This window comes from Nitrosomonas sp. Nm34 (assembly GCF_900113925.1).
Classification (GTDB): domain Bacteria; phylum Pseudomonadota; class Gammaproteobacteria; order Burkholderiales; family Nitrosomonadaceae; genus Nitrosomonas.
Genome location: NZ_FORD01000036.1, coordinates 14044 through 27524 on the forward strand (window position 1 = coordinate 14044; position 13481 = coordinate 27524).

The 13481-nt window shown below is 42.5% G+C and carries 12 protein-coding genes and 1 pseudogene; 1 reads left to right on the forward strand and 12 read right to left on the reverse strand.

Annotation, left to right across the window (positions count from 1 at the left end):
* Nucleotides 1-12 precede the first annotated feature (12 nt).
* From tolR to BM283_RS12630, 11 genes are all read right to left on the reverse strand, one after another.
* On the reverse strand, nucleotides 13-429 hold the full coding sequence (gene tolR, locus BM283_RS12580) for a protein TolR (RefSeq protein ID WP_175492129.1): 417 nt from the start codon (nucleotides 427-429) through the stop codon (nucleotides 13-15).
* 18 nt (nucleotides 430-447) lie between these two features.
* A complete protein-coding gene (tolQ, locus tag BM283_RS12585; protein WP_046848875.1) occupies nucleotides 448-1131 on the reverse strand; it encodes a protein TolQ in 684 nt (227 codons plus the stop codon).
* A gap of 6 nt (nucleotides 1132-1137) precedes the next feature.
* Nucleotides 1138-1572, reverse strand: a complete 435-nt coding sequence (ybgC, locus tag BM283_RS12590) for a tol-pal system-associated acyl-CoA thioesterase (protein ID WP_090693637.1) — start codon at nucleotides 1570-1572, stop codon at nucleotides 1138-1140.
* A 37-nt stretch (nucleotides 1573-1609) separates the two neighbouring features.
* The gene (gene ruvB, locus BM283_RS12595; protein WP_090693638.1) at nucleotides 1610-2650 is read right to left on the reverse strand and encodes a Holliday junction branch migration DNA helicase RuvB; all 1041 of its coding nucleotides are present in this window, start codon (nucleotides 2648-2650) and stop codon (nucleotides 1610-1612) included.
* A 21-nt stretch (nucleotides 2651-2671) separates the two neighbouring features.
* Nucleotides 2672-3256 (reverse strand): Holliday junction branch migration protein RuvA, encoded by a 585-nt coding sequence (gene ruvA / locus BM283_RS12600; protein WP_090693641.1) that lies wholly within the window; start codon nucleotides 3254-3256, stop codon nucleotides 2672-2674.
* The gene (gene ruvC / locus BM283_RS12605) at nucleotides 3253-3768 is read right to left on the reverse strand and encodes a crossover junction endodeoxyribonuclease RuvC (protein ID WP_090693643.1); all 516 of its coding nucleotides are present in this window, start codon (nucleotides 3766-3768) and stop codon (nucleotides 3253-3255) included. The genes ruvA and ruvC overlap by 4 nt, the downstream gene beginning before the upstream one ends.
* Before the next feature lie 20 nt (nucleotides 3769-3788).
* Nucleotides 3789-4514, reverse strand: coding sequence for a YebC/PmpR family DNA-binding transcriptional regulator (locus BM283_RS12610; RefSeq protein WP_090693646.1), 726 nt, complete (start codon nucleotides 4512-4514; stop codon nucleotides 3789-3791).
* Between the two features lie 436 nt (nucleotides 4515-4950).
* Nucleotides 4951-6798, reverse strand: coding sequence for a glutamine--fructose-6-phosphate transaminase (isomerizing) (glmS, locus tag BM283_RS12615; protein WP_090693648.1), 1848 nt, complete (start codon nucleotides 6796-6798; stop codon nucleotides 4951-4953).
* A gap of 43 nt (nucleotides 6799-6841) precedes the next feature.
* Nucleotides 6842-8215: a bifunctional UDP-N-acetylglucosamine diphosphorylase/glucosamine-1-phosphate N-acetyltransferase GlmU gene (glmU, locus tag BM283_RS12620; protein ID WP_090693650.1), complete on the reverse strand. Its 1374-nt coding sequence runs from the start codon at nucleotides 8213-8215 to the stop codon at nucleotides 6842-6844.
* A 144-nt stretch (nucleotides 8216-8359) separates the two neighbouring features.
* The gene (locus BM283_RS12625; protein WP_090693652.1) at nucleotides 8360-8764 is read right to left on the reverse strand and encodes a hypothetical protein; all 405 of its coding nucleotides are present in this window, start codon (nucleotides 8762-8764) and stop codon (nucleotides 8360-8362) included.
* A gap of 57 nt (nucleotides 8765-8821) precedes the next feature.
* Entirely contained in the window at nucleotides 8822-10951 is a 2130-nt protein-coding gene (locus tag BM283_RS12630) for an Agd3-related carbohydrate deacetylase (RefSeq protein ID WP_090693654.1), read from the reverse strand.
* A gap of 906 nt (nucleotides 10952-11857) precedes the next feature.
* Here BM283_RS12630 and BM283_RS12635 point away from each other — a divergent pair.
* Entirely contained in the window at nucleotides 11858-13198 is a 1341-nt protein-coding gene (locus BM283_RS12635) for an endo alpha-1,4 polygalactosaminidase (RefSeq protein ID WP_090693657.1), read from the forward strand.
* A 192-nt stretch (nucleotides 13199-13390) separates the two neighbouring features.
* Here the strand turns inward: BM283_RS12635 and BM283_RS18180 are convergent.
* Nucleotides 13391-13481 (reverse strand): annotated as a pseudogene (locus BM283_RS18180) (IS5/IS1182 family transposase); the annotation flags it as partial.

Here is a 13481-nt window from a genome sequence, read left to right on the forward strand (position 1 = left end):
TTACTTACGTTCTTATCTGGGTTTTGTGAGCAGCCCAACCTTATTAACTTGTTCTTGTTGTAATATATCCATGACATTGATCACTTCTTCATAGCGAACATTTTTATCGGCTGCAATCACGACAGGCTGTTCAGTATTCTGTGCCTGTCTATTTTTGATTGCCTTTACAAGTTCGCTACGGCTCATTTTCTGCTCGCTTCCTACTTTACTACGATCACGTAATGTCAAATTGCCATCGGCAGCAATAATCACTTCCAAGGGTTCAACAGGGGCTGTTGACGATTTGCCGATTTGAGGAAGTTCAATTTGACCAGGATGAATAAGCGGGGCTGTGATCATGAAAATAACCAATAACACCAGCATCACATCAATATACGGCACAACATTGATTTCGTTCATTAGACGACGTTTAGTACGACGATTAATCATGTGATGGCTATCATCCTCTTATAATTTTGCTGCTCGTCGCTGCAACACATTAGATAGTTCTTCCATAAAACTCTCATAGCGTGTGGCTAATTGACTGGTATCACTTGCATAACGATTATAGGCAATCACCGCTGGAATCGCTGCAAATAAACCCATTGCCGTTGCTATTAGCGCTTCTGCAATACCTGGTGCAACATGCGCAATGGTTGCTTGGGTTAAATTGGATAATTCACGAAATGAATTCATAATACCCCAGACCGTACCAAACAAACCAACATAAGGACTCACTGATCCCACCGTCGCTAGAAAAGAAAGATGGGATTCTAATCTGTCCATTTCACGTTGATAGGCAGCACGCATTGCCCCCCGGGTACTATCCATTATCGCACCAATATCCATACCGGCTTGATGCTTGGTAAATTCACGAAATCCTGCTTCAAAAATACGCTCCATACTTCCCGCCATGTCACGCGCACCTGCTGCACGGTGGTAAAGCGCATTAAGATCTACCCCTCTCCAAAAAGTATTCTCAAACTCGTCGCTTTGTTTAATAGCTAATCTAATCGCAAACATCTTACGAAAAATAAACCACCATGATACCAATGATGCAATCAATAAAAGCAGCATCACCAGTTGTACAGGTAAGCTAGCGCTGCCAACAAGGTAAAAAAGCGATAAGTCTTGAGTTACATTTGTATTCATAATAATTTATTTCTTGATTTTTTGACGAAGCGGCATGGGAATACTCACTGGTTTGAGATTTTCCATACTGACACATACCACATGAATGATTGCACTGACTAACATGACCTGATCTCGCAAGACTTGTTGAAATAATGTGATGCGACTTCTACCTGTCTCTGTTACTTGAACTGTAACATGCAGCAAATCATCAAGAAGCGCTGGCTTGAAATATTCGATATTAAGTGACCGCACCATAAAAACCGTTTTATGCGATCGGATTAACGTATCAACCGAAAATCCCATTTCTCGCAGCCATTCGTAACGGGCGCGTTCCATAAAATTAAGATAATTCGCATGATAAACGACTCCTCCTGTATCAGTGTCCTGATAATAAACGCGCACTGGATGGGAGAAGATATGATCCGGTAAAGTAAATTGCGTTTGATGCTCGAAGCTCATTTATGACCTATTGTTCACAAAATTTTTTATTAACACTTCAACATTCACTCCATAATTCATCCATTAAACTATTTTTCGGAGGAATAATATTAAAATGCTGATAAGTAATGGTTGTCGCCATACGGCCGCGCGGTGTACGTTTCAAGAATCCTTGCTGAATTAAATAGGGCTCCAAGACATCTTCAATTGTGTCGCGCTCTTCATTGATTGCCGCGGCAAGATTATCTATACCTACTGGGCCACCTTCAAATTTTTCCAGGACAGCCAGCAACAGCTTTCTATCTAACACATCAAGCCCTATCGCATCCACATCAAGCATCTTTAGAGCTGCATCTGCCACGGGTTGCGTAATATATCCTTCGGCCTTGATTTCAGCAAAATCTCGAACCCTTCGTAACAACCGGTTCGCAATACGAGGTGTACCACGCGATCGACATGCAATCTCCTTTGCCCCCTCAAAAGAGATTTTGACATATAGCAACCCTGCTGAACGCATTACGATTTTACTTAACTCATCAGTGGTATAAAACTCTAACCGTGACACAATACCAAAACGATCTCTCAGCGGATTGGTTAGCATTCCTGCACGAGTCGTCGCCCCTACCAGGGTAAAAGGTGGTAAATCAATTTTAACTGAGCGAGCAGCTGGGCCTTCTCCAATCATGATATCAAGCTGATAATCTTCCAATGCAGGATAAAGAATCTCCTCCACTACCGCCGAGAGCCGGTGAATTTCATCGATAAACAATACATCATTAGGTTCAAGGTTGGTTAGCAAAGCAGCTAAATCACCCGGCCTCTCCAATACCGGGCCTGATGTTTGGCGCAAGTTAACACCCATTTCTCTAGCAATAATATGCGCCAACGTCGTTTTACCTAAACCTGGAGGCCCAAATAATAATACGTGATCTAAAGACTCCTTCCGTCGTCGTGCTGCCTCGATAAATATTTGTAGTTGCTCTCGAATTTTTTCTTGACCAACATATTCCTCAAGTTGCCTGGGACGTAAGGCTCGCTCTAATACTTCTTCTTGAGAAGAAAATGATGTTGCAGCAATAATTCGATCTGTCTCAATCATTCGACTATCCAGAAAAATGCACTACTTTTCTTTTGAAAGGAGCTTTAAAGCTTGTTTAATGCCATCTGAAACAGCGATATTGTTAGGTAATTGTTTGACTGCCCAATCCACTTCCCGGTCATTATAGCCTAGCGAGCGCAACGCATTCAGTATGTCATTATCACTTCTTGCAGAAGCGGTGACTGTATCAAAATGATTTGTATCAAAATCAAGTTTATCCCGCAACTCTAAAAGTAAACGTTCAGCAGTTTTTTTCCCTATTCCTGGAATTCTGGTAAACCGCACAGAATCCTGGGTAGCTACTACTTGATGTATATCTGCCACACTTAATCCGGACAATAGAGCCAAAGCAGTTCTTGCACCCACCCCCGAGATTTTCATTAGCTGGCGGAAAACAGAACGTTCGGCCTCAGTACCAAATCCAAATAATAAATGAGCATCTTCCCTAACGATAAGTTGGGTATAAAGGGTCACCGCTTCTCCAATCGCAGGGAGATGGTAGAACGTACTCATCGGCACATCGATTTCATAACCAATTCCTTGCACGTCCACTACCACTAAGGGAGGGCGTTTTTCCAGCAATGCGCCTGTGATTTTTCCTATCACACCATTCTTCCGTTCTTTAATTGGCTATATATGCCCGCGAGTGTCCCCACTCCACCATGAGCATGGCAAATCGCACAGGCAAGCGCATCAGACGCATCGACACCGGGCTTTCCTTCTAGTCTTAGTAATCTTACAACCATCTCCTGAACTTGCTCTTTTTTAGCGTGCCCATTACCAACCACTGCTTGTTTGATCTGCAGGGCAGTATATTCCGATACGTCAAGATTATTAAGCACAGCAGCACAAATTGCCACACCACGTGCTTGTCCAAGTAATAAAGTTGATTTTGGGTTAATGTTAACAAAGACTTGTTCTATTGCGACATGTTCGGGAGCATGCCGCAGAATGATGTGGTTAAGACCGTCAAGAATCAATTTCAAACGGGGTGGCAGCTTATTGTCTGAAGATGTTTTGATACAACCGCTGGTCACATAAACCAATTTGCTGCCAATTTTATCGATTATCCCAAAGCCAGTAATATGCAAACCGGGATCTATACCAAGAATACGAATTTCCTCACCTTCCCTCCCAATTACTCAACAAGGACCGCAGTGGTATAAACCTCCTGTACATCATCGATATTTTCTAATGCATCTAGCAGTTTTTGCATTCTGACTACATCATCCCCTGTCAGCACAGTCTCGTTTATCGGTTTCATAGTAACTTCAGCGAGGTCAGCTTTAAAACCAGCTTTTTCCAAACCAGCTTTAACTGCAATAAATTCATACGGCGCAGTAATGACTTCTAAACTATTATCTTCATTATTAATCACATCTTCAGCCCCTGCTTCCAATGCTACTTCTATTAATCGATCCTCATCAGCCCCAGGTGCGAAAAGCAATTGACCACAATGCTTAAATAGAAATGCAACTGAACCATCTGTACCAAGGTTACCACCATATTTAGTAAATGCATGACGCACATCGGCAACAGTCCGTGTTCGATTATCAGTCATGCAATCTACCATGATTGCAGCCCCTCCTACTCCATAACCTTCATAGCGAACTTCTTCATAACTTACTCCTTCCAAGTCCCCGCATCCACGCTTGATAGCGCGTTCGATGTTGTCTTTAGGCATATTGTGTTCGTATGCCTTATCAATAGCGAGCCGTAAGCGAGGGTTACTCCCAGGATCAGCCCCCCCTAACCGAGCTGCAATCGTTATTTCCTTGATCAATCGCGTGAAAATCTTACCACGCTTGGCATCCTGGGCGGCCTTCTTGTGTTTAATATTAGCCCACTTGCTGTGACCTGCCATTAGTTTCCTTTTTTATTGAAAAGTATTTTTCCTATCATCCCATAACTTTATGAATAAAGTAATCAGAGTTTCAATAGGCTTGGCTTGCATGAAAAGATATTTTTGAAAAGCAGAATCATACATACCTCTGAATTTCGTATCGGCGACTGGAGCTTATGTCTAGCCGTTTGGGAATCCAGAAAATTGATCGCTTTTAAATATAGCAGAAGATTATGATTCCTCAATATTGCCACAATATCGTAATAATTACTGCTAATCTATGTTTAATAAATATCCAAAATAATAAAGTAAATACAGAGATTCTATTCCATACTTACTTTATTGAAAATACCCTTGGTTCTGGACCAGAGATAATGAAAAATTGCACTTCCTGTTACTCCCTTTCCCGGTTCCTTTTATCTTAAGATAAAAGGAACCTCCCTAATCCAAACTTAAGCTATTCGACTGTTACAGCTTTTGCTAAATTTCTTGGTTTGTCTACATCTGTACCTTTCTGCAGAGCCACATGATAGGCTAGCAATTGTAATGGAATAGTATGTAAAATAGGGCTTAGCATATCAGCATACTCCGCTAATCGAATAATGTGTACGCCTTCGCTCTCCTGAATTTGGGAATCAGCATCGGCAAAAACATATAGCTCTCCTCCCCGCGCGCGAACTTCCTGTAAATTGGATTTAAGCTTCTCCAACAATGCATCATTAGGTGCAATGGCAATCACAGGCATTTCCTTATCAACCAGAGCAAGCGGACCATGTTTAAGCTCACCAGCCGCATAAGCTTCTGCATGAATATAGGAGATTTCTTTGAGTTTGAGCGCGCCTTCTAAAGCAATAGGATAATGTACTCCTCGTCCAAGGAATAAAGCATGACGTTTTTGAAAGAAATTGGCAGCCCATTGAACCACTTGCGGTTCAATTTGCAGTGCAAGCTGGATAGCAGTAGGCAGACGCCGCATTGCCATCAACATTTTCTGCTCACACTCGTGAGAGAATTTGTTACGAAGTTTGGCTAGAGTGACAGTCAACAGCATCAATGCAGCTAATTGTGTTGTAAATGCCTTGGTAGAAGCTACGCCGATTTCAGGCCCTGCACGTGTCAGAAAACGCAGATCTGTCTGCCGAATCAATGCGCTTTCAGGAACATTACAAATTGCTAAACTATACTGATGCCCTAATGATTTAGCATAACTGATTGCGGCCAGGGTATCTGCCGTTTCACCCGATTGAGAAATCCCTACCACGAGTGTATTTTTATCTGCTATTGGATCCCGATAACGGTATTCGCTTGCGATCTCTACACTGCATTGTAAGCCTGCTATGGTCTCCAACCAATATTTGGCAACGAGCCCCGCATGATAGCTTGTGCCGCAGGCCAGGATCAAAATACCATTTGTCTGTCTAAAAACTTTCTCGGCTTTGCTACCGAATAATTGTGGAGAAATGGATTGTGCATTTGATACCATTTCCAGTGTATTAGCGACTGCTACTGGTTGCTCGAATATTTCCTTTTGCATGAAGTGTGCATAGGGACCTAATTCTACTGCATCGCGAGTTAGATTACTTTCTTGAACGGGACGAATCACCTCTTTACCCTTCTTACCTTTGACACAACTCAATATGCGGTAACCGTCTTGATGTAATTCCGCCACATCTCCTTCCTCTAAATAAACCATATTCCGCGTTACCTGGACTAAGGCTGACGCATCTGAAGCAACATAGTTACCTTCTGTTCCTAAACCCAATAATAGAGGCGCACCATTCCGCGCAACCACAATATGATCAGGTCGCGTTTCTTCAACCACCGCAATCGCATAAGCGCCTTGTAACTCTGCAACAGACGAGCAAACGGCTTCAAGCAGGTCATGAGTCGTCTTAAGATTGAACGAAATAAGATGCGCTATTACTTCGGTATCAGTATCCGAAGAAAATATGAATCCTTCAGATTCAAGACGTTTCCGGATTGCTTCATGATTTTCAATAATACCATTATGGACGACAGCTATTTTTCTTTCATCTCCTGACAAATGGGGATGTGCATTACGTTCGCTAGGAGCCCCATGGGTCGCCCAGCGTGTATGAGCAATACCGGTGAATCCATGTGTTTTTTCAAGATGAGCAAGCTTGCTCAATTCACTCACACGCCCGGTAGTACGTAATCTATGCAATTTTCCGTTTGCAATAGCAATCCCTGCCGAATCGTAACCACGATATTCCAGCTTCGATAAACCTTCCAATAAAACAGGTACGACGTCGTTTTTAGCAATGGCTCCCACTATTCCGCACATAATGTCTCCTCTCACGCTTATTTTTGTTTAATACAAACATGAACTATGCTTTGTTCTTTTTGGGACGTTTCCAACCGTTAATACTCACTTGCCTGGCACGGGCCAACGTTAATTGATCTTCAGGAGTATCTCGGGTAATTGTAGAACCTGCACCAATAGTAGAACCTCGCGCTATTCTTACGGGCGCTACCAGTTGCGTATCTGAACCGACAAAAACATCATCCTCAATAATAGTCCGATGCTTAAGAGCACCATCATAATTACAAGTAATTGTTCCAGCCCCAATATTTACCTTTGTACCAATGACTGCATCACCTATGTAACTGAGGTGATTTACTTTGCTCCCTATGCCAATTTTGCTGTTTTTTATCTCGACAAAATTACCAACATGTGCTTCATCATAAAGCCTAGTTCCGGGACGGATGCGCGAATAGGGCCCTACATGACAGCTTTTTCCTATTTCTGCGTTTTCTATCAAACTAAACGGGAAAACTGTTGTTCCCGAGTAGACAGTGACATCCCGTAAAATACAATGTGCACCAATTTTGACATCATCACCAAGTTGCACACTGCCCTCAAAAATACAATTGATATCAATTTCAACATTACGGCCACAAACCAGCTGTCCGCGTATATCAATGCGGGAAGGATCCGTAATCATAACACCCCGTTCCAACAGATTTTCTGCATTATCGCGTTGATAAATGCGTTCAAGCTCGGCTAAATGCGATTTACTGTTAACTCCCAGCACCTCCCAGCTATGAACTGGATGGGCAGCATCTATCCTTACACCTGCTTTTACAGCCATTTCAATAACATCGGTCAGATAATACTCGCCTTGTGAATTTTTATTCTGCAGCTTAGGCAAAAACTCACGTAAATATGAATTAGGCAATATCATAATCCCGGTATTAATTTCCCGGATTTGGAGCTGAAACTCACTGGCATCCTTTTCCTCGACAATGGCTTGAATCGCACCTGTTGCTTGATTCTTGAGGATTCTGCCATAGCCAGACGGGGCATCCAGCTCTGCCGTCAACAGAACAAAATTGTTTTCGGTTGCCTTTGAGATCAGCCTGTCCAATGTATCGACTTTTATCAAAGGAACATCACCCAACAATACCAATGACACCCCCTCATCATCGAGATAAGGCAGAGCCTGTAACAAAGCATGACCCGTGCCTAGCTGAACTTCTTGTTGCACCCAAATAATTTCATTATCGTTGATCACGCTTTGCACCATCTCACCGCCATGCCCATAAACAACGCAGATTTTTTTGGGAGAAAGTGCTCTGGCAGCGTCAAGCACATGCCCTAATAAGGGCTTCCCGGCCAGCAAATGTAATACTTTAGGCTGGGATGATTGCATTCTTTTACCCACTCCAGCAGCCAAAATAACTATGTTTAGATCAGTCACGACTGTATATCCCTCTTAATGATTTAAATAAATTTTTGCAAATTCATTCTGCTAGTTCAATTTTGTCAGCACTACTGCTCGCATGGCTATCACATCATCCCGGCTTACCGGGGCTATTTAAATTGCCAATCAAATAAAAAGCGATTATTCCGCATCCTTGTCGAAATAAGCAGCCGCATCAAGAAGCGGTTGGGCATTGCCGCCTTGTTGGGCAACAATGGCTGCCGATTCTCTAAGTCGCTCTGCCAATGATTTCGCTTGCTGTGAATATGATAAATTTTCCTCTCCCTGTTCCCGCCCTTCTCTTATCCCCCTTCCTTTTTTCAACTTATGCTCTTCCTCTTTCCGTATCTTGTTTCTCTGGTGCTCAAACTCATCTTCAATATGCTTTTTTTGTCTCGGTGCTGCATCAGATTTCCAGAAATTATCGGTTTCTTGTCCTGCGACGGCTGCATATGCTGATATTGGTGCTCCTGTACCTATCGCCATAGCCATGGCGACAATCAGCGTCACATGAGCGATTCTCAACGGGTGAATGTTATGTTTCATTTGATTATCCTCTTAATGGTTAACCTTTTTCTATCAAATTACCTAAGGAGCCGTTGCTTACTGTGTCAGCCCCCGATTGACTGTGAACGCTGATGGTGCCGTAGTGACATTTACTGCACGGACAAATTGACCGCCGTATGTTCCGCCACCGGTAATCCCCGTCATCTCTAGAGTGATAGCTTTGTTGGCTGATAAGGTGACTTGATTGGTGCTCCGATTCCATTTCGCTTGAATAATGGCAGTCTTCGTGTCGAGTCTCTGTCTTGTCTTATCGCCAATTTGCCAATATGGCAAATTCAAGACAGGTAATTTAAACAATCGCTCGTAGGCTGAAAAAATAGCGTTTAACCAATCAAATATCAGCGTATTGCCGTCTGCATAATTGGCTGCATTCGTTTGATGGAAAAAATGAGGCCATTTATTAAAGCTCAGCATATGGCGCACCGCGTTGTCAGCTTCGGCTACAAGAATCTCTGTATAATTGCGAGGTGTGCAGATCGCCCCGGGCGTGGTGCAGGGATCTTGGCCGGCATTGATAAACCGATCGTGAAACATATAGTTGTATTCATCCACCAATTGATCCGGATTAATGACATTCACGAACACATTCGTTGGCCAACGCGGCAGCATAATACGATCAGTCGGTTTGCCATCATCGTACTGAGTAATATATTGCTCAACATTCTGCCCTCGCTGCGATGAATCGGAAGCCAGGTATTGCACATTGGTATTGGCAGCCGCTTTTAGTAACAGCGGATTGGCGCCCCCTTGGTCAAAAGCCACATCATCATCTTGCACATTAGCCATATTCTGGTGCTGCAAGGGATCATCCGTGCATTTGCGGTCTTTCAGGCCAGAGTGATTGCCTGTGAGCAGAAGTTTATTGTTATTCGCTTGGTCAGGCAGTCCCAACAGTCCCCACACTGTCCGATTCTTGGTGATTTCTGCCTGAATAGGCGCCACGGTTGTGAAAGTTTCATAATCACACGGAGCATTCGCCGGCACGGGCGGATTATCCATGTCTGCATGCGTAAAAGTGTGGTTGATGTAGCGGAACGCATTTTTGTTGGCGACTACGGCCGCCACCAGATCTTCCGTCAGGTTTGCCACCAATGTCACTGCGGCCGGATCAACCACCGCCCCGGATCCATTGAAGGGAAAGTCCAATTGGAAAGCACTGCCCGCTGTCGGATGGGCAGTCCGAAAAGAAGTTTGCTTGCTCACAAGATTATTAATATCGCCGCTATTCAAGCGATAGACTTGCAACGGATTAGACGCCTTGAGGCTGGTATCCCACAGATCATCCGCGAGAAACAAGTCGTCCAAATGGGTGGACATATAAACGCGACGGGCTCCTACGAACACGCCTTGCGTCGCCCAATTGATAAACTCGTAGGCCAATACTTTGGAGTGGATGAGGAAAGAAGCATGGGTAATGGTCGAGATCATCACCTCACGTAATGGCGTAGTCTGATTGGGCAGCTTATATTGTACGATCGATAGCAGCGCCTCTCCATTGGTGGTTTTCAGCAGCGGGGTAACAATCGGGATAGTGCCATCGCGTGGACCCACAGCATCATTTCGCGGAGTAGCTGCGAACGCAAAGTCGGTAATCGGCAGCGGATTGGCCAGGTTTACCGATTCAAGTACCTCTTTTTGATAGACAGCCGGTACTGACCATTGCGTATTATAGCTGGCTCCACTGGATGAAAAAACCAGACCATAATCCAGGTAGATGCCGAACGGTGCATTGGGATCAAAATAAGTGGCGGGCCAGCCCGATAAGACGGCTTCACGAACCTTAAAGTCCTTTTCGTAATTGTGCAGAATGTCCCACTCTGCCGGTGTGAAGTTGGGAGTCAAATCGGAGATTGTGAGAATAATGCCGTTGTAGCTACCCACACAACCCGCATCCAAGGAGCTGCAGGCGACCCCATTCAAAGAGGCGAGCATATCGGCAGTTAAATCCTGAGTGTTAGCATTGAATACATCATAGAGCACGCCTATTTCATCAAGGACAGGCTTAATATAGCTGAGTCCCAGATCCTGCGTTTCATCTCCTGTCGAAATGACCAGCACCCTCAAATTGACTGTATTATCGGCAAAGGCAGGCGGCACTATCATTAATGCTAACCACATTACCATTGTGCCAAGCAGCCCCCCTTTTAATCTCCAATTTTTTTTCATAAATACTCTCCTCTCAGCTCACATAAATATCTCATGCAGTTAAACCACCTAGTTTCTGCAATTTCTTATTCCCTTCATTACCTTCGAAGATTACAAGGTCATAAACCGTATTAAATTTAAAGCACGATCTATGCCAACAGATATAATTCATGAATAATCATTGTGTTAGAAACAAAAGAAAGCGTAATACCGAATTGAAGTGTAAAATCCTGCGACATAATGTTGCCGGGCTCAGAAAGCAATCACATTTTCGATTTGGCACAAAAAGATCAAGTTTTGGAGTCTAAGTTAGCCCGAATTGGTGAGATAAAGAAGAACCAAAAATCAAGTCTTAATACATTGGCGTGAGCAGCGAAAGCACTTTGTACAAGTGTTGCTGTAATAGGACAAGCATAAGGCGAGCGATCGAGCTGAACAGATTAAGCTAGTCGGCCGGACAGTGAATAAAAATGCCCGCCTTACTAGCAGACTGTTGGAAAAATTATCTATACACCCGCTGAAATGTTAGAAGAAAACTCAAAATGCTCATTTATCAGATATAAACTCTGCTTCCCCGTCTGCTTTTGCCTATCATCAGCTAGCGAATAAATAGTTAAAAATTTCATCATTCCATGATTCTTGTGCTGTCTGAAAATTCTAAAATTAGGTTGAGTCGCTCAATCATGTGGAAAGCTGAAAATAAAAAGCAAAAAAATGCTTGAGAATTAAAAATATCGATTTATTGAATATACTGATTAATCAAAATGTAAAATTTTCCGACAGAATTTTATTCAAAACTAAATAAATTATTCCATTTCGGTGCATTATCACTTTATATACATACAAATAATATTGATAAAACAAATGGTTAATTAATTTATACCTTTTTGTAGTTAAACAGAGACACCTAAATATTTACCAGTAAAATTGTTCACTTTTAAAATTTATCTACCCAAAAAAATAAAAAGATCACTTCAGCTATTATTGGTCTCGGCGCTACTTATAACCAATATTAATTTTACCGAGCTTATTTCCCTATCCCGCTCAATCAATATAGGCTCAACCTCTTCACCACCGTTCAGTGCTTTCACTGTTCAAGACCAACAAGGTTCAGACAATAACTTGAATAGCCATGTAGAATTTAAACCAATTGACAAGCGATATGTAGGAATTTCTCAATTCAATGCGCCCTCCATTCCAAATCCTACAATTCAGGAATTAAAATTTCACGCGAATTATCATGGTCCAGAAAAATCCACAGAACCCCGGGAATTTCAAGTACTTAATAATTTCGAGAAATGGTTACCTATTGCAGACAGTTTTAATGCTCAAAACGGGTTGAGGAGCAATGATATCAATTCATCAATAAAAGATACTGGTCAATTTATAGACGGCAATCAGCAGGAAGCTTTGCGCTATAAAACAAAAAGCAGCGTAGATAAAAATCAACCCGACAATTTTACTTTCAAAATAAATAGCTCGGGATCAAATTCTACCATGGCCATATCAGCGCTTACGGATGGCACGACTGCTATGCCAAGGACAACTACCGGAAACAGAAGAGGCCGTTGGCAACCAGTTCCTGGATTAAAATGGCAAATTCAATATACAGGGAGACTCGATACTTCTTTGGATGTCGATGTTTATAATATTGACCTGTTTGATATCAATGCAAAAGTTATCTCGGAATTACAATCAAAAGGTAAGCATGTTATTTGTTATTTTAGTGCGGGCAGCTATGAAAACTGGCGTCCCGATGCTAGCGCATTTCCAGCATCGGTTCTCGGTCGAAAGCTTGATAGCTGGGCGGGCGAGAAATGGTTAGATATCCGGCAATTAGATATTCTGATGCCCATCATGCAAGCACGCATGAAGTTGGCCGCCGACAAAGGTTGTCATGCGGTCGATCCTGACAATGTTGACGGCTACAGTAATAATACGGGATTCTCTCTTAGTTATAACGATCAGCTGGCTTACAACATCGCTATTGCTAATGCAGCTCATAATCTTGGATTAGCTGTAAGTTTGAAAAATGATGTTGAACAAATCAAGGATCTTGTAAATCATTTTGACTTTGCTGTAAATGAAAAGTGTTTTCAATATGATGAATGTACTACGCTCATACCATTCATCTCTGCGGGGAAAGCAGTGTTCGGTATTGAATATTATCTTTCAGATTCAAGTTTCTGTCCGCACGCAAATGCAATGAATTTTGATTTTCTCAAGAAGAAATTATCTTTGGATGCTTGGAGAAAATCCTGCAGATAGTTGAAGCAGAGGATCTGCACAATGCAATAGAAGAAGATCTGTATCAACCAGACTAGTTTGATATAGCTCAAATATCTTTGTGAGTATATTTTGAATTAATTCGACCAGAAAAACAGGTGTTATTTGATCTTTCTTTCTGATCGAATTAATCATTCACTCATATTTCATACTTTATTAGGGTCTGTTGGCATTTCACATAGGTAGCCACAGATATCCACACGCTATGGCTACCATACTTTCATAATTTCGCTTCAGCTTGTCGTATCGTGTCGCTATTGCCCGG

What these genes read in the sequence shown, in the direction of transcription:
- tolR (WP_175492129.1), bottom strand. Translation starts at nt 429, where the DNA reads ATGATTAATCGTCGTACTAAACGTCGTCTAATGAACGAAATCAATGTT.
- tolQ (WP_046848875.1), bottom strand. Translation starts at nt 1,131, where the DNA reads ATGAATACAAATGTAACTCAAGACTTATCGCTTTTTTACCTTGTTGGC.
- ybgC (WP_090693637.1), bottom strand. Translation starts at nt 1,572, where the DNA reads ATGAGCTTCGAGCATCAAACGCAATTTACTTTACCGGATCATATCTTC.
- ruvB (WP_090693638.1), bottom strand. Translation starts at nt 2,650, where the DNA reads ATGATTGAGACAGATCGAATTATTGCTGCAACATCATTTTCTTCTCAA.
- BM283_RS12610 (WP_090693646.1), bottom strand. Translation starts at nt 4,514, where the DNA reads ATGGCAGGTCACAGCAAGTGGGCTAATATTAAACACAAGAAGGCCGCC.
- glmS (WP_090693648.1), bottom strand. Translation starts at nt 6,798, where the DNA reads ATGTGCGGAATAGTGGGAGCCATTGCTAAAAACGACGTCGTACCTGTT.
- BM283_RS12625 (WP_090693652.1), bottom strand. Translation starts at nt 8,764, where the DNA reads ATGAAACATAACATTCACCCGTTGAGAATCGCTCATGTGACGCTGATT.
- BM283_RS12630 (WP_090693654.1), bottom strand. Translation starts at nt 10,951, where the DNA reads ATGAAAAAAAATTGGAGATTAAAAGGGGGGCTGCTTGGCACAATGGTA.